Consider the following 21,305-nt stretch of genomic DNA (forward strand, 5'->3'; position numbering starts at 1 on the left):
AACCCGCGGCCTGACGCGACACGAACGCGAGAGGCCACACTCAACCGGCCGCACGGACACCCCGCGCGGCCACGTATGGAGAACGCCGGATGCAGCCCTGGCTACCTGACCTGCAACAACTGCTCGCGCACGGCGATGCCGCCGTGCTGGTGACGGTCGCGCGCGTCGAAGGTTCGGCGCCCCGCGAAGCCGGCACCAAGATGATCGTTACGCGCGATTCGGCGAAGCACACCATCGGCGGCGGACACCTCGAATGGAAAGCCATCGAGACCGCGCGCCAGGTGCTGCGCGACGGCATGCGCTCGCCGCACATGCGCCGCCTGGAGCGCTTCGCGCTCGGCCCGAGCCTCGGGCAATGCTGCGGCGGCGCGGTGATTGTCGCGTTCGAGCGGCTCGACGTGGGCGACCTCGGCTGGATCACGTCGCTGGCGAAACGCGTGGCCGCCGGCCTTTCGACGGTGCGTAGCGTATCATTCGGCCCCGCACCGGATGCGGTGATGTTGTCCGACCCCGAGCCGGGCGTCGACGCCGCTGACTGCCTGCTGTGGGACGGCGCGGGTTTCGACGACAGCGGCGCGCTGCTCACCGAAACCATCGCGCCCGGCGACTTCTCGGTCGTGCTGTTCGGCGCCGGTCACGTGGGCGCCGCGCTGGTTCGCGTGATGGCCACGCTGCCTTGCGTGGTCCGCTGGGTGGACGAACGCGACGCGCAGTTTCCGCCCGCGGAATCGCTGCATGCGCCGAACGTGAAGATCGATCCAAACGACGCCCCCGACGAAGCCATCGACCAAGCCGCGCCGAACACGTACTTCATCGTGATGACGCACAACCATGCGCTTGATCTCGAGTTGGCCGAGCGCATTCTGCGGCGCGGCGACTTCGCGTTCTTCGGCATGATCGGCTCGCACAGCAAGCGCAAGCAGTTCGAACACCGGCTGGCCGCGCGCGGTCTCGATCCGTCGCTGATCGCGCGGATGAAGTGCCCGCTCGGCGTGGACGGCATCGTCGACAAGTCGCCGGAGATCATCGCGATCTCGGCGGCGGCGCAGGTGCTTCAGGCCGTCGAGGCGAACGCGGGCATGCATCACGCCACGCAGACGGTTTGAAGCGCGGCACGTCGACACAACGCTTACGCATCCGGCCCGAACCGACTCCAACGAAAACCTGACCGACCATGACTACAACGACCGCTACCCCCACGCCGCTGGCCGAAAAAACCGCCTTGGCACCGAAGGCCGAACTGCATATTCATATCGAAGGTTCGCTCGAACCCGAATTGATCTTCGCGCTCGCCGAGCGCAACGGCGTGAAGCTCACCTACGACTCGATCGAAGCTTTGCGCGCCGCCTATGCGTTCACCGACCTGCAATCGTTCCTCGACATCTACTATGCGGGCGCGAGCGTGCTGCTGCACGAGCAGGACTTCTACGACATGACGATGGCCTACGTCGAGCGCTGCCTCGCCGACAACGTGATTCACAGCGAAATCTTCTTCGACCCGCAGACGCACACCGAGCGCGGCGTGCCGATCGCGACGGTCGTGGCCGGCATTGAACGCGCGCTCGCCGACGCGGAAAAGCGCGGCATGACGAGCAAGCTGATTCTGTGCTTCCTGCGCCACCTGTCCGAAGAAGACGCGCTCGCCACCTTTGAAGAAGCGCTGCCTTTGTTCGATCAATACAAGCATCGCCTGATCGGCGTGGGTCTCGATTCGTCGGAGCGCGGCCATCCGCCTTCGAAGTTCGAGCGCGTGTTCGCCAAGGCGCGTGCGCTCGGCCTGAAACTCGTCGCCCATGCAGGCGAAGAAGGCCCGCCCTCGTATATCTATGAAGCGCTCGATCTGCTGAAAGTGGACCGCGTCGATCACGGCGTGCGCAGCATCGAAGATCCGGCGCTCGTCGCGCGTCTCGCTGATTCGCGCGTCGCCTTGACCGTGTGTCCGCTGTCGAACCTGAAACTGTGCGTGTTCGACGACCTGACCAAGCACACGCTGAAAGACCTGCTCGATCGCGGTGTAGCCGTGACGGTCAATTCCGACGATCCGGCTTACTTCGGCGGCTACGTGAACGCCAACTATTTCGCCACCATCGACGCGTTGAAGCTCAACGATGCCGAGGTCTACACGATCATCCGCAACAGCTTCGAAGCGTCGTTCGTCACGCCCGAGCAACGCAGCGAACTGATCGCGAAGCTCGACGCGCACTGGCACCCAAGCGGTCCGCACTGACGGGCCGATGTATCGCAGCCGGCGGCGGCATGAGCTCATGTGCGAGCCATGATCGAACCGTCGCCCGGACTGTGCAGCTTTTCCACAATCGGAGACGGTTTTTCCATGACTCAATCTGCCAACCCGGCCAAAGCAGCCCAATCGGCATTCCGCGCGCAACTGCTGACCTTCAACGGCGATCCCGCGCAATCGTCCAATGCGGCGGTCTTCAACGAGGACGGCCTGCTGATCGTCGAAGACGGCCATGTCGTGGCGGCAGGCGCCTATGCCGCGCTCGCGCCGCAACTCGCGCCCGGCACCCAGGTGCAGGAGATGCGCGACAAGCTGATCGTGCCGGGTTTCATCGATACGCACATTCACTATCCGCAGACGGACATGATCGCGTCGCCGGCGCCGGGTTTGTTGCCGTGGCTCGAGACGTACACGTTCCCGACCGAACGCCGCTTCACCGATCCGGCGTATGCACGCGACACCGCGAGCTTTTTCGTCGACGAACTGCTGGCGTGCGGCACGACCACGGCGCTCGTGTATTGCACGGTCCATAAGGAATCGGCCGACGCGCTTTTCACCGAGAGCGAAGCGCGTAATCTGCGCATGGTGGCCGGCAAGGTGCTGATGGACCGCAACTGCCCCGAGTTCCTGCGCGACACCGCGCAATCGGGCTACGACGACAGCGCCGAGCTGATCGGCCGCTGGCACAATCGCGGCCGCCAGATGTACGCGCTCACGCCACGGTTCGCGCCGACCTCGACCGAAGCGCAACTCGAAGCGTGCGGCGTGCTGGCGGGCGAGCACCCGGACATCTTCATCCAGAGCCACGTCGCGGAAAATCACGATGAAGTGAAATGGGTCGCCGATCTGTTCCCCGGTCACCGCAGCTATCTGGACATCTACGATCACTACGGTCTGCTGCGCCGCCGCGCGGTGTACGGCCACTGCATTCACCTCGACGAGGAAGACCGCAAACGCATGGCGCAAACCGGCACGGTCGCCTCGCACTGCCCGACCTCGAACCTGTTCCTCGGCAGCGGCCTGTTCGACTTCGACAAGGCCGATGAAGCCGGCATGCCGATCGCACTGGCGACGGACGTCGGCGGCGGCACGTCGTTCTCGATGCTGCAAACCATGAACGAAGCGCACAAGGTCGCGCGTCTGGGCGGCCATCATCTGACGGCCACGCGCATGTTCTATCTGGCAACGGCCGGCGCGGCCGAAGCGCTTGATCTGGCGGACAAGGTCGGCACGTTGAAGCCGAAGTCGGAAGCGGACTTCGTCGTGCTCGATCCGCGCGCGACGCCGCTGCTCGCGCGCCGCACTGCACGTACTGAAACGCTGGAGGAACTGTTGTTCGCGTTCGCGCTGCTCGGCGACGATCGCGCGATCTATGAGACGTATGCCGCCGGCAAGCGCGTGCATCGTCGCGACGAGATGCGGCGGCATGCGTCGAGCGCGGCCAGGATCGCGGCTTGAGCTGAGTGATTTACGCAACTGAATGAAGAAACGGCGCTTCAATTTCGAAGCGCCGTTTTTTTGCCCAGCCTTCAGCAGCTAGCTCACCGCTGCATGCAAACCTCATGCAACGCATTCAACCGACGCACCGGATCCGCGACATACGGATTCGACTCATCCCACGCATAACCCGCCAGCACCGCGCTGATCATGCGACGGATCGACGGCGTCTGGTCCGGATAAAAAATGATGTCCTGCAACGCACCGGAATACCAACGCTCGACGAAAGCACGGAACGTATCGATCCCCTTGCGCAACGGCACGTCGTAAGCGGCCGACCAGTCGACCTGTGCGCCGTCCAGCTGCCGGTTCAAGGTCTGCACCGCGAGTTGCGCCGAGCGCAGCGCGATCGTCACGCCGGACGAAAACACCGGATCGAGAAACTCGCCCGCATTGCCGAGCAGCGCGTAACCGGGCCCATGCAGACGCTCCACGTTCGCCGCATAACCACCGATGTGGCGCACCGGCATCAGGAACGGCGCGTTGCCGATCAGGCGGTTGAGCGTCGGCTCCTGCTGGATCAGCGCGCGCAATTTCGTATCGCGCTCCGCCTCCGGCACGTCGAGGAAACTCGCCTCGGCGACACAGCCCACCGACGAACGTCCGCCCGCCAGCGGAATCATCCAGAACCATACATCGCGGTGTTCGGGATGCGTCGCCACGCAAATCTTGTTGCGGTCGGTCATGCCGGCCGGAATGCCGTCCTGTACATGCGTGAAGATCGCGGCGCGCGTCGGCATCCGCGTCGGCGCTTCGAGATTCAGCAGGCGCGGCAAAACGCGCCCGAAGCCGCTTGCGTCGAACACGAAACGCGCTTCGATCTGATAGGCGTGATCCGCTTCGTCGACCACATCGACCAAAGGCGTGACGCCGGGATGAACCGCGCGCACGGTATGGCCGAAGCGCACGTCGGCGCCCTGCTCCGCCGCGCAGCGAATCAGAATATCGTCGAATACCGCGCGCTCGACTTGGTAGGTGGTGCCCCAACCCGGCGAATGCTTGTCGCGGAAGTCGAACGCCGACGACTGATCGCGATACACGAAATGCGCGCCGTTCTTGTACTGGAAGCCCGCTTCGACCACGGCCTGCAGCATGCCGGCCTCTTCGAGATAGGCCATGCTCTGCGGCAGCAGGCTCTCGCCGATGGAAAAGCGCGGAAAGTGCTGGCGCTCCAGCACCAGCACGGAACGCCCGGACTTGCGCAGCAATGTCGCCGCGACCGCGCCTGCCGGTCCGGCACCGATGATCACGACATCGACGGTCGTGCGCTTTGACGAATGTGTACTCAAATTTGCCTCAATCGTTTGGCTTGCCCGGAGCAGCGTTTCGCTGCATCCTTACGTCTCGTTACAATTGCACTTCAACGCCCCGAAGGGAGTCTTCGTGGGGCACAGCAAGAACGCTATTTCGCCGGGGAGCCCAGCGTGTCGCCATCCGAAACATCCAGTGTGCCATTCGTGCCGGAAACCGCTTTCGGAGTCTGGTTCCTGCGTACCTACACCTGGGAACATCATGTGCTGCGGGTCGCGATCAACGACCTCAAACGCCTGATCGACACGCCCTTGCCCGAGGCGCCGGTGATCGTCGACGTCGGCTGCGGCCAGGGCATTTCCTTCCGTCTGCTCGCCGAGGCGTTCAAGCCGCGCCGCCTGGTCGGCATCGACTTCCACGAGCCGTCGTTGACGCTTGCCGCTCAGGCAGCGAGCGCCTGCCGCGACAAGCTAGCAGAGATCGAGCTGCTGCACGGCGACTGCGCGAAACTGCCGCTGCCCGACGCGAGCGCCGATATCGTGTTCTGCCATCAAACCTTCCATCACCTCGTCGAACAGGACCGCGCGCTCGCCGAGTTCCGCCGCGTGCTCAAACCGGGCGGCGTGCTGCTGTTCGCCGAATCCACCGACGCGTACATCAAATCGTGGGTGATCCGGCTGCTGTTCCGTCATCCGATGCACGTGCAAAAAAGCGCCGACGGCTACCTCGACATGATCCGCCGCGGCGGCTTCAGCTTCAGCGAGCGCAATGTCTCGCTGCCCTACCTCTGGTGGAGCCGCGCGAGAGACTTCGGTCTTCTCGAACGGCTCGGCCTGACCCATCCGCAACCCGGCAAGCGTCGTGAAACGCTGGTCAATGTGGCGGCGGTCAAAGCCGGTTAATGCGCAGCAAGGCGCGGGCCTAGTGCGGACCAGGTGCGGTAAAACAGCGCGAGGCGGCGGCGCGCATGCCGCCTTCCAGCTTTCCTCGCGCGCATACGTACCCCCGTACGGACTTGCGCCGACCGGGTGTTACTTGCGCAACGTCACCACTTCGCCCGTCAACGCGACACCGGCGATCACCGCGCCCGCGCCACAGGTGTACTCAGTCGCGCTCTCACGCAATTCGTTCTTGTAGTTGCTCTTGATATTGATCACCGCGTTGCCGCCTTCCTTGCGCGCGCGTTCCTGCAACTCGATCACCGCCGAGAGGAACACGTGTTGGCAGGCTTGCAAATCGCTCTTGCCGAACGCGTTGGTCTTCTTGTTGGTGGCGAATTCGCCTATCGTCTTCACGACAGACGGATGGCGTTGGCCCGCGAAGTACAGTGCGATGTCTTCGCTCACTTTGCCGGGTTCGCTTTGCAAGGCCTGATCGACCGGATAGTTGTTGACCGTATCGCGGGCAAAAGCCGGCGTGGCGCTCAGCGTGGCAAACGATGCAAACAGTGCGGCAAACAGCAGATGGCGTTTCATTGAGACTCCTTGGTGGTTGTTGTTGCTCTGTGAGTTCTATTTCAATCGGCCCGATTCGGCTCAGTTCGATTCCAGCACGACGAGCTGGCCGCTTACAGCGATCGCCGCGGCGCTCGGACTGACGCCGCAAGTGAATTCGGTCGACGAGTTGCTCTCGGTGCTATGAAAACGCGTCGACACATCGATCACGGCATTGGCGTGGCGTTCGCTGGCCGCGGCGCGCAGCTTCTGCACGGCTTCGGCGAGCGCTTCGTGGCAAGCGTCGTCGGGACCGGCGACCTTGCGCGCGATCCGCACGGAGTACGACACGTCGCCCAACCGGCTCTTGACCGCCGGGTGGTCCTGCTGACCGAAATACACCGGCACGTTGCCGCGCGATTGGCCGCCCGCCGCCGCGAGCGGCAAGGACTTCACCTGCGTGGCGCAACCCGCCAGCGTCAGCGCCATGACTGCCAGCGCGCCCAATGCACCTGCTCTTTTCATTCTTATCGCCCTCGTTTTTTTATAAAGTCGCGGCCGTTTTCAGCCGCCCTGCCATGCTTCGAACATCAGGCTCGCGCAACTGCCGCCGAACCCGTACGACACCGACATCGCCGTGCCGATGCGCGCCTCGCGCGTCGTGCGCACGAGCGGCATGCCGTCGAGAGCCGGCTCCCGCGTGTCGATATCCGCCGTGCCCGCGATGAAACCGTCGCGCATCATCAGCAGCGTGTAGATCGCCTCGTGCGCGCCGCACGCGCCGAGCGGATGCCCCGTCATACCCTTGGTCGACGAAAACGCCGGCACGCGATGATCGAACGCCGCGCCGAACACCTCGTTCAACGCATGCAGTTCTTCCAGGTCGCCGAGCGGTGTCGACGGTGCGTGCGTGTTGACGTAGTCAGGCCGTTTGCCCGCTTCGTTCAGCGCGCCGCGCATGGCCCGCGCGATCCCCGCTGCGCGCGGCGTGACCATGCCGCCGCTGTCCGTGCAGTCGCCGAAACCGGTGAGCTCCGCGTAGATCCGCGCGCCGCGTGCAAGCGCGTGATCGAGCGATTCGAGCACCAGCACGCCGCCGCCCGACGCGATCACGAAACCGTCACGCTCCGTGTCGTAGGGACGCGATGCCTTCTGCGGCGTGTCGTTGAAGCGGCGCGACAACGCGCCCATCGCGTCGAACATCAGGGTCATGTTGTCGTGCAGCGATTCGCTGCCGCCGGCCAGCACGATCTGCTGTCGGCCGGTCTGGATCAATTGCATCGCCTGCCCGATCGCGAGCGCCGAAGTCGTGCACGCCGACGACGGTGAATAGCTGACGCCTTCGAGCCCGAACACCTGCGCGACATTGGCCGACGCGGTGCTGCTCATCGCATGCGGCACCGTGTACGGCGGCACTTTGTCGACGCCACGGGCATGCGCGATCGCCATGGCCGCGTCGTAAGTGGACATGTTGCCGACGCCCGAACCGATCACCGTGCCCACGCGCGGCGAGCGCAACTGCGCCGCGTCGAGTCCCGCATCGTCGATCGCCTTGCGCGCGGCATGACACGCGAAGCGCGCGGTGTCGCCCATGAAGCGTTCGAGCTTGCGCTCGAACGGCGGCTCGTGCGCGACCGAGGCGACGCCTGCGACCTGCGAGGCGAAGCCACGCTCGCGCCACGCGTCGATCCGCTCGATCCGCGAGCGGCCCTCGCGCAAGGCAGCGGAGACTTCATCGAGCGTATTGCCGAGACACGACACGATGCCCATGCCGGTCACGACCACGCGTTGCAAAGCCACGCTCATCGGACACGCCTGAAAATCAGCGACGTGTTGATGCCGCCGAACGCGAAGTTGTTGCTCATCACGTATTCGGCGTCCATCTCACGCCCCGTGCCGACGATGTAATCGAGCGACGCGCAGGCCGGATCGACGTTCTCCAGGTTCAAGGTCGGCGCATACCAGTTGCGCTTCATCATCTCGATGGTCCACCACGCTTCGAGCGCGCCGCACGCGCCGAGCGTGTGGCCGACATAGCTCTTGAGCGAGCTGATCGGCATGCGCGCGCCGAAGGTCTGTGCTGTCGCATGGCTTTCGGCAATGTCGCCGCGATCCGTCGAGGTGCCGTGCGCGTTCACATACCCGATCGCTTCAGGCGGCAGTTGGGCGTCGTTGAGCGCGAGTTGCATCGCTAGCGCCATGGTTTCGGCGGTCGGCTGGGTCATATGCGCGCCGTCCGAGTTGCAGCCGAAGCCGACGATCTCCGCGTGAATCCGCGCACCGCGCGCCATTGCATGCTCGTATTCCTCGAGCACCAGCGTGGCCGCGCCTTCGCCGACCACGAGGCCGTCACGCGCGGCGTCGAACGGACGCGGCGTCAGATGCGGTTCGTCGTTGCGCGTGCTGGTGGCGTACAACGTGTCGAACACGGCGACAGCCGGCCCTGACAGTTCCTCCGCGCCGCCGGCCAGCATCAGCGTCTGCTTGCCGCTCTGGATCGCTTCGTACGCATAGCCGATCGCCTGGCTGCCCGACGCGCACGCACACGAGGTCGGAATGATCCGCCCTTTCAGATCCCAGAACAGGCTGACGTTGACCGCGGTGGTGTGCGGCATCATCTGCACGTAGCTGTTCGACGTGACGTCGCTCATCGAGCCGGTTTCGAGCATCGTGCCGAACGCGCGGATCGGCTGCACCGAACCGGACGACGAACCATACGCGACGCCCATGCGGCCGTCCTTGATGGTGGCATCGTCGGCGAGGCCCGCGTCGGCGAGCGCCAGTTCGCTGGCGCGCACCGAATACATCGACACCGGACCCATCGAGCGCGTCTTCTTGCGCGGATAATGCGCGGGCGCCGTGAAACCCGGCAACGGACACGCGAGCCGCGTATGCAGCGATTCGAAGTAATCCCACTCGGGCATGCGGCGCACGGCGTTCACGCCGCTCTTCAAACGCGTTTCGATCACGTCCCAGCTATCGCCCAACGCCGTGACGCCGCCCATGCCGGTAATGACGACGCGCTTCATCAGATCATCCCGCCGTTGACGCCGATCACCTGACGCGTGACATACGAGGCCGCATCCGACATCAGGAAGCTGACCACGGACGCCACCTCGGCAGGCTGGCCGACGCGGTTCATCGGCACCGTTTTCAGCGCCTGCTCGAGCGGCATTTCGTCGAGCATGCCGGTCTCGATCAGACCCGGCGCCACGCAATTGACGGTGATGTTGCGCGACGCCAGTTCGACGGCGAGCGCCTTGCTCGCGCCAATCAGGCCGGCCTTCGCCGCGCTGTAGTTGACCTGGCCGCGGTTGCCCATCACGCCGGACACCGAAGCGATGGTGACGATGCGGCCGCCCTTGCGGGCGCGCACCATCGGCATGGTCAAGGGATGGACGACGTTATAGAACGAATCGAGACCGGTTTCGATCACGATGTCCCAATCTTCCTCGGTGAGCGCGGGGAACGCGGCGTCGCGCGTCACGCCCGCGCTGCAGACGATGCCGTAGTACGGGCCGTGCGCCGCGACGTCTGCTTCGAGTACTTCGCGGCACACGGCGCGCTCGCGCACGTCGAACTGCAGCACGCGCGCCGTGCCGCCCTGCGCGGCGATGCCCGTCGCAACCGCGTCCGCTTCACTGCGTCCCGTGCGGCAGTGCACGGACACCGCGAAGCCGTCGGCAGCCAACTTGTACGCAATCGCGCGGCCGATGCCGCGGCTTGCGCCGGTAACGAGAACACGCCGGCTCATGAACTGAAACTCCCTTCTATGAATGACTGAAAATCGCGCGGTTGAAAAACCTTGATGACGGCTTCGGCGCAACTCGCGTCGCCGTGCCGGATCGTGCATTCGTAGGCGCCGTGGCCCTCTTCGCTGCGCAGCAGTTCCGCGACGTGGATCGACAACTGCGCGCCGCCCGCGAACGACGGCTGCAATGCCTTGTAGCTGCGCGAACCGAGCAGCACGCCGGGCCGCGCGCGGCCGCCGCCGCGCATGGCCAGCAACGCGACGTGCGCGGCGATCGCCTGCGCCATCAGTTCGATGCCGATCCACGCGGGCATGGCGCCGTCGGCGTCGGCATACCAGGCGTCCGCGCGCACCGTGGCGCGCGCGCTGAGCGTTTCTTCGCTGAACGTGTGCACGGCGTCGATCAGCAGCATGGTGCCGCGATGCGGGATGATCGCTTCGATCGGCTGCTGGACCAGGTCGTCAACGGTGGGCGTCGGGTTCATCGCTTGGTTCATCGGGCAACTCATCGGGCAAGGACGAGGCTGACATTGCTGCCGCCGAAAGCAAACGAATTGCTCATCGCGTATTGCACGCCGCCTTGCGGCATGAAGCGTTCGCTAACGACCAGGTCCAGTGCAGGCAGCGCGGGATCGGCCTCGCCGTCCCACAGATGACGCGGCAGCGGCACGTTGTCATGCGCGAGCGCGAGCCACGTGAAGCCGAGTTCGGTCGCGCCCGCCGCGCCGAGCTGGTGGCCGGTCAACGGCTTGGTACCGCTCGTCGCTACGCCTTGTGCAAACACTCGCGACATCAAACCCGCTTCCATCTCGTCGTTCTTGCGCGTGGCGGTAGCGTGCAGATTCACATAGCCGATCGCCGACGGCTCGATGCCCGCATCGGCGAGCGCCGCGCGCAGCGCGAGTTCGCCGCCCACGCCGCGCGGGTCCGGCGACGAAATGTGATGCGCGTCGCTCGATTCGCCGACGCCCGCGAGCCGCACCGCCGCTTCGTCGCGGCTCATGAGGAACACCGCCGCGCCTTCGCCGACATTGATCCCGCAACGATTGCGGCTCATCGGATTGCTGCGCACGTTGCTGGTCGATTCAAGCGAGGCGAAACCCTGCACCGTCAGCTCGCACAGCGAATCGACGCCACCCACCACGACGGCGTCGCACAATTGCAATTGCAGCAGCCGGCGCGCCGACGCGAAGGCTTTCGCGCTCGATGTGCATGCGGTCGAGATCGTGAACGCCGGACCATGCACGCCGAGCACGGCGGCGGCGAACGGCGCCGCCGTGCCGATTTCCATTTGCCGGTAGTTGAAGTTCGCGGGTAGATCCCCCGCTTGCGCCTGATAGACGAACGCGGCTTCGGCGGCCTCGATGCCCGACGTGCTGGTGCCGAGCACCACGCCGATGCGATGCGCGCCGTAGCGCTCGCGCGCCGCTTCGACAGCGGCGGCAATCTGAGCCAGCGCGGCGAGCAGCAAGCGGTTGTTGCGGCAGTCGTAACGGGCGAGTTCAGCGGGCGGCGTTAGGTCGAGCGGCGCGAGCACGCTGCCGACGAACGCCTCGCCGATCCCCGTATGCGCGTTCGCCATGCCGGGCGAACGGCCGGCGGCAAGCGCCGGGACAATGCTGTCGAGGTCGCCGCCGAGCGCGTTGATCATGCCGAGCGCGTGCAAATAAACTGATGGGGCTTTCATGCGGCCCTCCTTGATTCCGATGGCATGCCGATCGGCGCGAGCAATACCGATACCGCGATGCCGAGCGCGAGCGTCGCGCCGAAACTCTTCAGCGCGGGCATCGCACTCATGCCGAGCATGCCGAACGACAACAACGTGGTGGCCGCCGACAGCAGCACGCCCGTCCACACCGCGCCGAGATCCGCGTCCGCGCGCAGGCAGCCTTCGCGCAGGAACACGGCATAGTTTGCGCCCACGCCAAGCACGAGCATCAGCGCCAGCCAATTGAACAGATTGAGCGGCACCTGCGCGTAGCCGAATACGGCGAGCGTGACGCCCACGGCGAGCAGCACCGGCAAGGTCACGGCGATGCCGCCGCGCACACGGTAGCGCAGCATCAGCAAAACGAGCACGAGGGCCAGCGCGCCGCCGAGCCACCAGCCGCTATCCACGCGATACGCGCCGAACAGCGTCGACACGCTGGCGGCCTTGTCGACGAACACGACGCCGGGCAAGCCCTGCGCGGTCGCGATCAGCGCGGGTTCATTCTGCGGCGTCACGCCCTGCGGAATGACGACTGCGGCATAGGCTTTCGTCGATGCATCGACTTCGCCGAGCCAGAGATGTTTGTACGGTTGCGACCACGGCGCCGCGAGCCACCTGTCGATCGTGAGCGGCGCTTGTGGTTTGGCGTATGAGGCGATCCAGGCGTCGGCGACTTCGTCCTTGAAGCCGGCCTGCAGGAGCGTGGCGCGCAACGCGGCGCGGTCGTTGAACACGTGTTGTGCGAGCAACGCGCGGTCTTCATTCTGCTGTTTCGCGGACGGCACGAACTGCGCGACCGACTGATAGCTGCCGACCTTGTTCGCAGTGCCGTTCAACGCGTCCAGTTTCGCGCCCAATGCTTCCGCGCGTTGCAGCACGAGTTCCGGCGTCTCGCCGCGCACGACGAAAAACTGCGCGCTGTTATCCACGCCGACGGCCTCGCGCACCTTGTCTTCCTGCGCGACGAGCGCGGGATCGCGCTGGATCAGCAGGTGGATGTCGTCGTCGCTGGTCAGACGCAGCCAGCCGGGAATCGCTAGCAGCAGCAACAGCGCAGCCACCAACCACGCGCGCTTGCCGCCGATCGTGCGATGCCACACTGTCAGCAAGCGCGCCGCGCCTGCAAACACGCGTTTCGGGCTGCGTTTGGGCGCGCGCGTGAGCAGCGCGGGCAGCAGCCACAGCACGGAGGCGAACGCCGTCGTAATGCCGGCAATCGCGAAGCAGGCGATCTGCTTGAGCGCGGGAAACGGCACCCACGTGAGAATCGCGTAGCCGAGCAGGCTCGTCGCGAGCGCCACGCTCAACGCGGGACGCACGGCGCGCGTGCCGCGAGCCGCGTCCCAGCCGCGCTGCGCGCCGAGATACACCACGAAGTATTGAATCGAATAGTCGACGGCCTCGCCGATCAGGCTGGCGCCGAACACGAGCGTCAACAGATGCAGCTTGCCGAATACCAGCATCGTCACCGCAAGCGCGCAGACAATGCCGAGCGCGGTCGATACGAAACCGAGCAGCAACAGACGCGGTGAGCGGAACACCCACATCATCAGAAGCGCGATGCCGCACAGCGACGCGACGCCGATCAGATGCACTTCATGTTCCGATGCGCTGCGCGCCGATTCCGCGTAAAACACGGCGCCGGTTCGCGCCACGGAGACATCGGGGAACGCTTGCTTCAATGCGCTTTCGCCTTGTGCGAGCGCTGCGAGCACGGCGTGCTGCGTCTTCGTTTCGTAGGCGGAGCCCGGCAGTGTCGCGACGATCAGCACGCTGGTGGCGGCGCCGCGACGCGCAACCAGCATGTTGTCTTCGAGTTCGAGATTCGACGTAGCGAGCGGCAGGCCGCCGAGCCAGTGTTCGAGCCAGCCGAACGGATCGTCGGCGAGCGGCGTGGTGAGGCCGCCGCGCAGCGGGCTGTAGATGCGCTGGGCGAGCGAGTCGTGCAATGTGGTATTCGCCGCGCCGTTTGAGAGCGATGCGCGGTCCGCCGGCGCCAGCAAGCCGAAGCGATACGGCATATACAGCGCAGCGATCTGCGACAGATCGAACGGCGGCAATTCCGCCGTCACCGAACCGAACGCGCCACTCTTCTGCAACGACGCGCCGAGTTGTTTCGCCGCGGCTTTCGCGTGCGCGTCGTCGTTGCTGGTGACGAGGAAAACGGTGCGGTCGCCCAGCGCGCTCGCCAGCGTATCGACTGCCTTTTCGGCGACCGGATCGGCCTCGGTCGCCGGCAATAGCGCGAGCAGATTGGTTTGCAGCGGCGACGGTCCCGCGAACCGCCAGCCGCAATACAGCGCGGCAACGAGCGCGAGCAGCAGCCACGCGGTGCGCATGCCCCACGCCTGTTTCGCGGATCGCTGTTGCAGCATTTCCATTACGGCGCCCCGAGCAGACCGCGTTCAGCCGCGGTGAGTTCGGTCACGGCCGCGCTCTTCGTGAAGTCGAGTTGGGTGACGTCGCCGTTCGCGAGCGTAATGCGCAAACGCTGCAGATAGTCGCCACCGTTCATCTCCAGACCTTTGATCGACTGCGCGATCTGCGGCTGGTTCGGCGTGAGTTGCATGCGCCACTGCGCGGCGCTGCCTTCCGCCTGCACGTCGAATTGCGAGTAGAGCGCCGACAGATCGCCGCCGAGCATCGCGCGCATCATCTTCGAGACTTGCGCGACACCGCGCGTGCCCTGCGCGCTGTGAGCCGTGACGCGCTGGCCGTTGGCGTTGACTTCGGTCACTCCGGCATCGGTGATCACGTAGGTGGCTTTGTACGGCGTGTCGATCTGCCAGATCACGCCGCGCTCGCGGAAGAACAGCAGCGAGCCGGTGCTGACGAGCGGCTGCTTCATCGCGGCGAGCGTTTGCGTCTGCGTGAATTGCGCGCGCACGCCCTTGGCCTGCGCGAGGTGCGCGGCGATCTGCGAGACGAGCGCGGGGTTGCCAGGCGCGGCTTCTTTCGTCGATGCGGCCGATGCAGCCGACGCGGGCTCCATCCATACGGCTGTCGCGACAAGCACGCTCAGCGCACTCAATATGCCGGCGATCGCAGCGCGCAGATTCATCGTCCCCATACGCGCTCCAGCTTGTCGAACACGACCGGCGGCGAGACGAACTGCAACTCCTGAGTGGCGGCATCGACCGCGACCTGGATCGTATAACCCTTGGTCAGCCGCGTGCCGGTCGCGCAATCGACGATTTCGTAGCCTATTTTCAGGCGGTTTTCGTGTTCGAGCAGTTGCGTGCGCACTTCGATCTGCTGACCGTAGGTGGCCGGCTTCACGTACTTGAGATGCGCTTCCACGATCGGCCACAGATAACCCGAAGTCTGCATCTCGCGATAGTCGTAGTCGAACGCGCGCAGCAGCGCCGCGCGGCCGATCTCGAAGTACTTCAGATAATGGCCGTGCCAGCACACGTTCATCGCGTCGACATCGTGGAACGGCACTTCCACTGTCGCGCTCGCACTCAGCACTTTGCGTGAACCGGTCATGCGCTCGATCCTCCGCGAGAGTCGCTCGCCAGATCGCACGCGGCAATGCGCGCGGTCAGCGCGCGCAACTCGTGTTCGAGCGCGCGGTCTTCGTCGACGAACGGCGACTGCGCGCCGACGCTGTCGATGAACGCTTGCAGCGGCGCCGGCACCGGCGTCGCGCTGTCGATCTTCAAGCGCAGACGCGCGGCTTGCACCGTCGCGAGCGTATGCGCGGCGGCGACCTGCTCAGTCAGCTCCAGCACGCGCAAGCAGTCGCGCGCGGCGATCGTGCCCATACTGACCTTGTCCTGATTGTGCGCCTCGGTGGAGCGCGAAAAGACGCTCGCGGGCATCGTGTTCTTCAAGGCTTCAGCGGTCCATGCGGACGACGAAATCTGCACCGCCTTGAAACCGTGATTGATCGCGGCACGCGCGGGCCCCGCGCCCGACAGATTGCGCGGCAAGCCATTGTTGAAATTCACGTCGACCAGCAGCGCGAGTTGCCGGTCCATCAGATCGGCGAGATTGGCGACCGCGACCTTCAGCGAGTCCATCGCAAAGGCGATATGGCCGCCGTAGAAGTTGCCGCCGTGCAGCACGCGTTCGTTGTCCGGATCGATCAGCGGGTTGTCGTTCGCGCTGTTCAGTTCGTTCTCGACATCGCGGCGCACCCACGAGAGCGCATCGCGCGCCACGCCGATCACATGCGGCGCGCAGCGAATCGAATAACGGTCCTGCAGACGGTGGCCCGGCGTGTCGTCGCGGCCGGCCAGGTCGTCGCGAATCCAAGCCGCGGCTTCGGCCTGGCCGGCGTGCGGCTTCACTTCGAAGAGCATCGCGTCGAAGTGCGCGGCGCGGCCGTCGAGCGCGACGGTGCACAACGCCGTCAGGCGCGCCGTGAGCCGCGTCAGATGATCGGCGCGCGCAAACGCGAGACAGGCGAGGCCCGTCATCACGGCGGTGCCGTTCATCAGCGCGAGCCCTTCTTTCGGCGCGAGCGTGAGCGGCGTGTGACCGAGTTCGGTCCACACTTCGCGCACGTCGCGCAGATGTCCTTCGAACATCACGTCGCGTTCACCTGCAAGCGCGGCGGCCACATACGAGAGCGGCGTGAGATCGCCGCTCGCGCCCACCGAACCTTCCGACGGAATGCGCGGCAGCACACGATGATTGACCAGATCGGCCAGACGTTCGAGCAACACCGTCCGCACGCCGGAAAAACCGTAAGCGAGCGAGTTGAGCCGCGCGGCGATCACCGCGAGCGTTTGCGCGTCGTCGAGATATTGGCCCATGCCGCAGCCGTGATAGCGCGTGAGTTGCAACGGCAAGGCTTCGACCAGTTCCATCGGCACGTCGACCACGCAGGCGTCGCCGTAACCGGTGTTGACGCCGTACACTGTCGCGCCCGCGGCCAGATGGCGGCGCAGAAAATCCGCGCCACGCTGGATGCGCGCGCGCCACGCCGGATCGTCGCTCAAGGCGACCGGCGCGCGATGCTGCGCAATCGCGACGACCTCTTCAATCGTCAGCTTGCGCCCGCCTATTACGACTGCCGCGTTGTTCACGTTCGCGCCTGTATTCGGCACATCGATCAGATCATGTTCGGCCATTCGCGCCTCGCTTGGGGCTGGCCCAGAAATCGAAGAAGTTGAACCATTGGTAAGGTGCCTTGCGGCAATAGTGTTCGAGACGCACGGCATAGCGCTGCGCCCACGCGGCGAGATGCTGCGCGCGTTCGCGGCGCGGCAGGTCGATGCGCTCGGCGAACGGTTCGAAATAGAGACGGTAGCCGTCGCGCTCTTTCAGACAGAAGAACAGGTAGACCGGACAGCCCAGCGCATGCGCGAGCACATACGGACCTTGCGCGAACGGCGCGGTCGAGCCGAGAAATTGCGCTTCGGTCGTGCGCCCCGCTTCGTGGGCGGGCACGCGGTCGCCGACGATCACCAGCAGCTCGCCGGCATCGACGCGCTCCTGCATCATCATCGCGGTCTCGGGTCCGAAATCGCTGACTTCGAGCAGATGCTTCGCGAACCCGCTATTGGCCGAAGCCAGCACGCTATTGAAGCGACGCGCGTGCTCCGTGTAGACGACGGCCGTGACCTTGGCATAAGTGCCCTGCGCGGCGAGCGCGCGGGTCATTTCCAGATTGCCGAGATGCGCGCCGATCACGAGCGCGCCCTTGCCGCTCGCCACCAACGCTTCGAATGCCGAAGGATCTTCGAATTTGACGTCGGCGTTGTTCACGCGGCCCGACCATGCCGCGAGCTTGTCGAAGCCCGATTGCGCGAACGCCAGCATATGGCGGTACGCGGACAGCCAGCCCGGACGTGGCGTATCGCCATGCGGCGCGGCCTCGCCTAGATGCTTGAAGTAGTTGCTGGAGGCCTCGCGCGCGGCGCGCCCCGTCAGCAGAAAATACGCGACGATCGGATGCAGCCACAGCGCGGTGAAGCGCCGGCCGAACAGCTTGCAACTGAGCGCGAGCAGCGACATGCCGAGATGGCTGCCGCGTTCGGCGATACGCCACCAGTCCTGTTGGTTCTCGTTGCCCTGCCCGTCCGCGAGTGCGGAACGACGCGGCATCACCTTGTGCGCGAGCAGCATCGGCAGACGCCACAGCATGCCGAACACGAGCCGCGTATGACTGCGGCTGATGCGAACGTTGTCCCACAACACGTCGAAATGCGAGACGCCGTCGCTTGCATAGGTGACGCGTGTGGGAATCGAGCGGAACGCGGCGCGCCGCCAATACAGGCGCACGAGAATCTCGATGTCGAAGTCCATGCGCGTGGGCAGTTGCACGCTGTCGATCAGATTGCAGGCGAGCGCCAGCGGATACAGGCGAAAGCCGCACATCGAGTCGCGGATCGTCAGCGAAAGCGTTTCGATCCACACCCACACGTGCGTCAGATAACGGCCGTAGAGACGCGCTTTCGGCACGCTCTCGTCGTAGACCGGGCGGCCGAGAATCACCGCGCCCGGTTCGGCGCGCGCCGCTTCGATGAAACGCGGCACGTCGGTGGCGTCGTGCTGGCCGTCGGCGTCGATCTGCAACGCGTGCGTGTAGCCCGCCTTGCGCGCGGCGCGCAGCCCCGCCATCACCGCCGCGCCCTTGCCGCCGTTGACCGCCAGGCGCAGCAGCGTGAGCTGTCCCGCGTACTGCTGCGCGAGCGCGGCGAGCACCTGCTGGGTGGCCTCGTCGCTGCCATCGTCGACGACAAACAACGGCAGGCCGTGAACCGCCAGATGCGCGACGGTCGCGCCGATCGCGTCCTTATGGTTGTAGATCGGAATGACGATGCATGGAGAGAAGGTCATCACGCGCCCTCCCCGTAGACGATCACGCCGGACGCGCAGTCGCGGCCGCTCACGCGGTACGCGAACTGCACGCGCCGGCGCGCCGCGTCGTGCGCGAGCGTGAGCTTGAGCACCGCACCCGGCGACACCGGCGCCATGAATTTCAGTCGATCGATCGACGCCACCGCGCGCACGGCAGGCACATGCTCGGCCGCCAGACGCATCGCCCAGTCGACCTGGACGACGCCAGGCAGAATCGGCAGGCCGGGAAAGTGGCCGGCGAAATGCACGAGCGAGGGCGGCACGCGCAACTCGTAGTGCAGCGTGTCGCCGCTGCGCGCTTCGGCCAGCACTTCCATGCCTTCGACGCGCGGTTCGAACGCGGCCGCCACGGCGGCTACCGGCAATTTGCCGCGCGCGTCGAACGGCAGCGTGACGCGAAAACGCCAGTGGCGCGGCAGCACCACGACGTCGAAATATTCGGCGAGATGCCGGCGCAGGACTTTCGCGAGCGCCACGCGGCCTTCGTCGCGCAAGGCCGCGCCGCCCGCTTCGGTCAGCGCCACGACGGCGCCGACGCGCTCGCGCGAGGCGCCTTCCAGCGGCACGAGCGCCGCTTGCGCCACATACGGATGCAGCGCGAGGCGCGCTTCCAGTTCCGGCAGCGAGACGCGCTTGCCGTCGAGCTTGAGCACGCGGTCAAGCCGGCCTTGCAGGCGGAAGCGGCCCTCGGCGTCGAAGGCGATCTTGTCGTCGGTGCGATGCCAGCCGGCGTGATCGAGATGCGGCGAGCGGACATTCAGCGCGCCGTCTTCGTCGCGGCGCACTTCGATGCCCGACACAGGTTGCCAGGCATCGGTCTGATCCTGGCGCCGCCACGCGATGCCGCCGGTTTCCGTGCTGCCGTAAAACTCGAGCGGCGCCGCGCCGTAGGCTGCGGCGTATTCCTGCGCGGCTTCGAGCGCGAGCGGACCGCCCGATGAAAAGAACGCGCGCGGCGCCGGCGTCAGGTCGGCGAAGCCGGGCAGCGCGGGCCAGCGCGACAGTTGTGCGGGCGTCGAGACGATCACCGCTGCGCCGCATCGGTCGATCTGCGCTTGCAGATGCAACGGCTCGATGCTGACCGCGCGGTCGAAGGCACGGCCGACTGCAAGCGGCCAGAGCACGCGAAACAGCAAACCGTAGATGTGGTGATGCGGCACGCTCGCGAGCATCGTCGCGTCGCCGACTAGCGCGCCCCACTGCTTTTCAAGCGTGTGCACTTCGGCGTTGAATTGCGCGAGCGTCTTGCGGATCGGCTTGGGGCGGCCGCTGCTGCCTGAGGTGTAGAGCGTGAGCGGAGCTTGTGGGTCGATTGCGAAAGTCGCGCGGGACGTATGCGCTGCAGCAGCGTCGGCCTTGCCTTCTACAGCGGGTGCAAACGGCGGCAAATCCGCGTCGGTCAGCACGACTTCATACGCGTCGGCGAGATCGGCGAGATAGCCCGGCGTCGAGTTGGCCGGAATCACCGGCTCCTTGCCGCACGCGAACAGCGCAAAGAGCGCGCAGGCAAAATCGAACGGATCGTCGATGCACAAAGCGTAGCGTTGCGCGGCGTGCGTTTGCACGAGTGCGATCAGCCCGGCGACGCGCGCGCGAAACGCCGCGCGATCGAGCAGCGCGACGCCGTCACGGCATACGGGCGCATGCACCGCGGCAGTCCCACCAGCTACCGACAACAGATCATGCAACGCGATCATGCCGCCTCCGAACGCGCGGCGCGCGGCAGCACGACCAGATAACGCCAGATGACCTCGGCCACCAGCAGCACACCGATCAGCACATAGGCGATCGCGCCGTTATAGAGCGACCAGCTCGCGCGGCTCCAATACAGCGCGGTATAAGCGGAAAACACGCCGTTCAGCGCGAAGAACGCACACCACACCTGGGTCACGCGAAGCGTATGGCGCACCGCGCCCGGCGGCAGGTTCGGATTGCCGAGGCGCGCGAATTTTTCGATCATCGACGGCCCGCGCACGAGCGTCGCCCCGAACGCGATCAACAAGCCCAGATTGACGAGCGACGGGTAAAGACGCAGCAGCAGCTCGCTATTGGTCAACACGATCGCCGCCGACGCGCAGCTCAGCAAACCGACCACGGTCCAGTCGATCGTGGAAAGCCGCCGCAACGAGGTCGCGACCGGGCCGCTGCCGGCCCAGCGCTGCAGCCACAGGATCGCAAACAGCATGCAGCCGACGTAGCGCGGCGTGTCCCATTTCCATGCGCACAGAATCAACGCGGGGTACGCGAGCTTTAACAGCACCTGCACGACGGTTTTGCCCAGGTGGCGCTCAGTGCCGGGCGAGGCATCGACGGCCCGATCCGCCGCCGCTTGCGTTCGCGAGCGCACGGCGGGCATCAGCCTTGTGCCGCCAGCAGCGATTCGACCGCACCGATCACGTCGCCGACGGTGCGCACCGACTTGAACTCTTCCGGCTTGATGCGGCGTCCGGTCATCTCCTGCAGTTTGATCGCGAGGTCGACGGCGTCGATGCTGTCGAGATCGAGGTCTTCGAACAGATGCGCGTCGGGTGTGACACGCTCGGGCTCGATAGCGAAGTTCTCTTTGAAGATGGCGCGGATGCGCTCCAGAATCTCTGCCTCGGACACGAT

General features: G+C 65.6%; 20 protein-coding genes. 4 read left to right on the forward strand and 16 right to left on the reverse strand.

The genetic code is table 11. The features are described from left to right. The first annotated feature begins 89 nt into the window (after positions 1 to 89). The 3 genes from xdhC (at position 90) to guaD (ending at position 3,697) form a co-directional block, all read left to right on the forward strand. A complete protein-coding gene (gene xdhC, locus ACQKRQ_RS19920; RefSeq protein WP_408317139.1) occupies positions 90 to 1,106 on the forward strand; it encodes a xanthine dehydrogenase accessory protein XdhC in 1,017 nt (338 codons plus the stop codon). A 68-nt stretch (positions 1,107 to 1,174) separates the two neighbouring features. Then, complete coding sequence (locus ACQKRQ_RS19925; protein ID WP_408290219.1) at positions 1,175 to 2,227, forward strand: adenosine deaminase; 1,053 nt, start codon at positions 1,175 to 1,177, stop codon at positions 2,225 to 2,227. Positions 2,228 to 2,332: 105 nt separating this feature from the next. Beyond that, positions 2,333 to 3,697: a guanine deaminase gene (gene guaD, locus ACQKRQ_RS19930; protein WP_427478921.1), complete on the forward strand. Its 1,365-nt coding sequence runs from the start codon at positions 2,333 to 2,335 to the stop codon at positions 3,695 to 3,697. 83 nt (positions 3,698 to 3,780) lie between these two features. On the opposite strand, the gene ACQKRQ_RS19935 is transcribed toward guaD, so the two are convergent. After that, complete coding sequence (locus ACQKRQ_RS19935) at positions 3,781 to 5,025, reverse strand: NAD(P)/FAD-dependent oxidoreductase (protein ID WP_427478922.1); 1,245 nt, start codon at positions 5,023 to 5,025, stop codon at positions 3,781 to 3,783. Between the two features lie 135 nt (positions 5,026 to 5,160). Between ACQKRQ_RS19935 and ACQKRQ_RS19940 the strand changes: the two genes are divergently transcribed. Next, positions 5,161 to 5,889: a class I SAM-dependent methyltransferase gene (locus tag ACQKRQ_RS19940; protein WP_427478924.1), complete on the forward strand. Its 729-nt coding sequence runs from the start codon at positions 5,161 to 5,163 to the stop codon at positions 5,887 to 5,889. Positions 5,890 to 6,018: 129 nt separating this feature from the next. Here ACQKRQ_RS19940 and ACQKRQ_RS19945 read toward each other — a convergent pair whose 3' ends face one another. The 15 genes from ACQKRQ_RS19945 to ACQKRQ_RS20015 are packed head-to-tail and all read right to left on the reverse strand — an operon-like array spanning position 6,019 to position 21,302. Beyond that, positions 6,019 to 6,462 (reverse strand): excinuclease ABC subunit A, encoded by a 444-nt coding sequence (locus ACQKRQ_RS19945; protein WP_408180571.1) that lies wholly within the window; start codon positions 6,460 to 6,462, stop codon positions 6,019 to 6,021. Positions 6,463 to 6,522: 60 nt separating this feature from the next. Next, positions 6,523 to 6,945: a signal peptidase gene (locus ACQKRQ_RS19950; protein WP_132373473.1), complete on the reverse strand. Its 423-nt coding sequence runs from the start codon at positions 6,943 to 6,945 to the stop codon at positions 6,523 to 6,525. A gap of 39 nt (positions 6,946 to 6,984) precedes the next feature. Further along, entirely contained in the window at positions 6,985 to 8,226 is a 1,242-nt protein-coding gene (locus tag ACQKRQ_RS19955; protein WP_132373472.1) for a beta-ketoacyl-[acyl-carrier-protein] synthase family protein, read from the reverse strand. After that, positions 8,223 to 9,449, reverse strand: coding sequence for a beta-ketoacyl-ACP synthase (locus ACQKRQ_RS19960; RefSeq protein ID WP_427478927.1), 1,227 nt, complete (start codon positions 9,447 to 9,449; stop codon positions 8,223 to 8,225). The genes ACQKRQ_RS19955 and ACQKRQ_RS19960 overlap by 4 nt, the downstream gene beginning before the upstream one ends. Then, positions 9,449 to 10,174: a 3-ketoacyl-ACP reductase FabG2 gene (locus ACQKRQ_RS19965; protein WP_012434023.1), complete on the reverse strand. Its 726-nt coding sequence runs from the start codon at positions 10,172 to 10,174 to the stop codon at positions 9,449 to 9,451. Before ACQKRQ_RS19965 ends, ACQKRQ_RS19960 begins: the two co-directional genes overlap by 1 nt. After that, positions 10,171 to 10,668 carry a hotdog family protein gene (locus ACQKRQ_RS19970; RefSeq protein WP_427478929.1) on the reverse strand — a complete coding sequence of 166 codons (498 nt, stop codon included), beginning with the start codon at positions 10,666 to 10,668 and terminating at the stop codon, positions 10,171 to 10,173. The genes ACQKRQ_RS19965 and ACQKRQ_RS19970 overlap by 4 nt, the downstream gene beginning before the upstream one ends. Before the next feature lie 8 nt (positions 10,669 to 10,676). Beyond that, on the reverse strand, positions 10,677 to 11,858 hold the full coding sequence (locus tag ACQKRQ_RS19975) for a beta-ketoacyl-[acyl-carrier-protein] synthase family protein (protein ID WP_427478931.1): 1,182 nt from the start codon (positions 11,856 to 11,858) through the stop codon (positions 10,677 to 10,679). After that, positions 11,855 to 14,263 (reverse strand): MMPL family transporter, encoded by a 2,409-nt coding sequence (locus ACQKRQ_RS19980; RefSeq protein ID WP_427478933.1) that lies wholly within the window; start codon positions 14,261 to 14,263, stop codon positions 11,855 to 11,857. Before ACQKRQ_RS19980 ends, ACQKRQ_RS19975 begins: the two co-directional genes overlap by 4 nt. Next, a complete protein-coding gene (locus ACQKRQ_RS19985; RefSeq protein WP_427478934.1) occupies positions 14,263 to 14,952 on the reverse strand; it encodes an outer membrane lipoprotein carrier protein LolA in 690 nt (229 codons plus the stop codon). The genes ACQKRQ_RS19980 and ACQKRQ_RS19985 overlap by 1 nt, the downstream gene beginning before the upstream one ends. Further along, entirely contained in the window at positions 14,940 to 15,371 is a 432-nt protein-coding gene (locus ACQKRQ_RS19990) for an acyl-CoA thioesterase (protein WP_427478936.1), read from the reverse strand. The genes ACQKRQ_RS19985 and ACQKRQ_RS19990 overlap by 13 nt, the downstream gene beginning before the upstream one ends. Then, positions 15,368 to 16,963 (reverse strand): HAL/PAL/TAL family ammonia-lyase, encoded by a 1,596-nt coding sequence (locus ACQKRQ_RS19995; RefSeq protein ID WP_427478938.1) that lies wholly within the window; start codon positions 16,961 to 16,963, stop codon positions 15,368 to 15,370. Before ACQKRQ_RS19995 ends, ACQKRQ_RS19990 begins: the two co-directional genes overlap by 4 nt. Then, positions 16,950 to 18,674 (reverse strand): glycosyltransferase family 2 protein, encoded by a 1,725-nt coding sequence (locus ACQKRQ_RS20000; protein ID WP_427478939.1) that lies wholly within the window; start codon positions 18,672 to 18,674, stop codon positions 16,950 to 16,952. Before ACQKRQ_RS20000 ends, ACQKRQ_RS19995 begins: the two co-directional genes overlap by 14 nt. Then, positions 18,674 to 20,392 carry an AMP-binding protein gene (locus ACQKRQ_RS20005; RefSeq protein ID WP_427478941.1) on the reverse strand — a complete coding sequence of 573 codons (1,719 nt, stop codon included), beginning with the start codon at positions 20,390 to 20,392 and terminating at the stop codon, positions 18,674 to 18,676. Before ACQKRQ_RS20005 ends, ACQKRQ_RS20000 begins: the two co-directional genes overlap by 1 nt. Beyond that, positions 20,389 to 21,051: a hypothetical protein gene (locus tag ACQKRQ_RS20010; protein ID WP_132373464.1), complete on the reverse strand. Its 663-nt coding sequence runs from the start codon at positions 21,049 to 21,051 to the stop codon at positions 20,389 to 20,391. The genes ACQKRQ_RS20005 and ACQKRQ_RS20010 overlap by 4 nt, the downstream gene beginning before the upstream one ends. After that, positions 21,051 to 21,302: an acyl carrier protein gene (locus ACQKRQ_RS20015; protein ID WP_020069032.1), complete on the reverse strand. Its 252-nt coding sequence runs from the start codon at positions 21,300 to 21,302 to the stop codon at positions 21,051 to 21,053. Before ACQKRQ_RS20015 ends, ACQKRQ_RS20010 begins: the two co-directional genes overlap by 1 nt. Positions 21,303 to 21,305 lie beyond the last annotated feature (3 nt).

The organism is Paraburkholderia sp. NPDC080076, assembly GCF_050281145.1.
Classification (GTDB): domain Bacteria; phylum Pseudomonadota; class Gammaproteobacteria; order Burkholderiales; family Burkholderiaceae; genus Paraburkholderia.

Excerpts from the sequence above, each read along its gene's own strand:
- ACQKRQ_RS19985 (WP_427478934.1), bottom strand. The coding sequence starts at position 14,952 with ATGGGGACGATGAATCTGCGCGCTGCGATCGCCGGCATATTGAGTGCG.
- ACQKRQ_RS19945 (WP_408180571.1), bottom strand. The coding sequence starts at position 6,462 with ATGAAACGCCATCTGCTGTTTGCCGCACTGTTTGCATCGTTTGCCACG.
- ACQKRQ_RS19975 (WP_427478931.1), bottom strand. The coding sequence starts at position 11,858 with ATGAAAGCCCCATCAGTTTATTTGCACGCGCTCGGCATGATCAACGCG.
- ACQKRQ_RS19925 (WP_408290219.1), top strand. The coding sequence starts at position 1,175 with ATGACTACAACGACCGCTACCCCCACGCCGCTGGCCGAAAAAACCGCC.
- ACQKRQ_RS20000 (WP_427478939.1), bottom strand. The coding sequence starts at position 18,674 with ATGACCTTCTCTCCATGCATCGTCATTCCGATCTACAACCATAAGGAC.
- ACQKRQ_RS19990 (WP_427478936.1), bottom strand. The coding sequence starts at position 15,371 with ATGACCGGTTCACGCAAAGTGCTGAGTGCGAGCGCGACAGTGGAAGTG.
- ACQKRQ_RS19965 (WP_012434023.1), bottom strand. The coding sequence starts at position 10,174 with ATGAGCCGGCGTGTTCTCGTTACCGGCGCAAGCCGCGGCATCGGCCGC.
- ACQKRQ_RS19950 (WP_132373473.1), bottom strand. The coding sequence starts at position 6,945 with ATGAAAAGAGCAGGTGCATTGGGCGCGCTGGCAGTCATGGCGCTGACG.
- ACQKRQ_RS20005 (WP_427478941.1), bottom strand. The coding sequence starts at position 20,392 with ATGATCGCGTTGCATGATCTGTTGTCGGTAGCTGGTGGGACTGCCGCG.
- ACQKRQ_RS19995 (WP_427478938.1), bottom strand. The coding sequence starts at position 16,963 with ATGGCCGAACATGATCTGATCGATGTGCCGAATACAGGCGCGAACGTG.
- ACQKRQ_RS19955 (WP_132373472.1), bottom strand. The coding sequence starts at position 8,226 with ATGAGCGTGGCTTTGCAACGCGTGGTCGTGACCGGCATGGGCATCGTG.
- ACQKRQ_RS19970 (WP_427478929.1), bottom strand. The coding sequence starts at position 10,668 with ATGAACCAAGCGATGAACCCGACGCCCACCGTTGACGACCTGGTCCAG.
- ACQKRQ_RS19960 (WP_427478927.1), bottom strand. The coding sequence starts at position 9,449 with ATGAAGCGCGTCGTCATTACCGGCATGGGCGGCGTCACGGCGTTGGGC.
- ACQKRQ_RS19980 (WP_427478933.1), bottom strand. The coding sequence starts at position 14,263 with ATGGAAATGCTGCAACAGCGATCCGCGAAACAGGCGTGGGGCATGCGC.
- xdhC (WP_408317139.1), top strand. The coding sequence starts at position 90 with ATGCAGCCCTGGCTACCTGACCTGCAACAACTGCTCGCGCACGGCGAT.
- ACQKRQ_RS20010 (WP_132373464.1), bottom strand. The coding sequence starts at position 21,051 with ATGCCCGCCGTGCGCTCGCGAACGCAAGCGGCGGCGGATCGGGCCGTC.
- guaD (WP_427478921.1), top strand. The coding sequence starts at position 2,333 with ATGACTCAATCTGCCAACCCGGCCAAAGCAGCCCAATCGGCATTCCGC.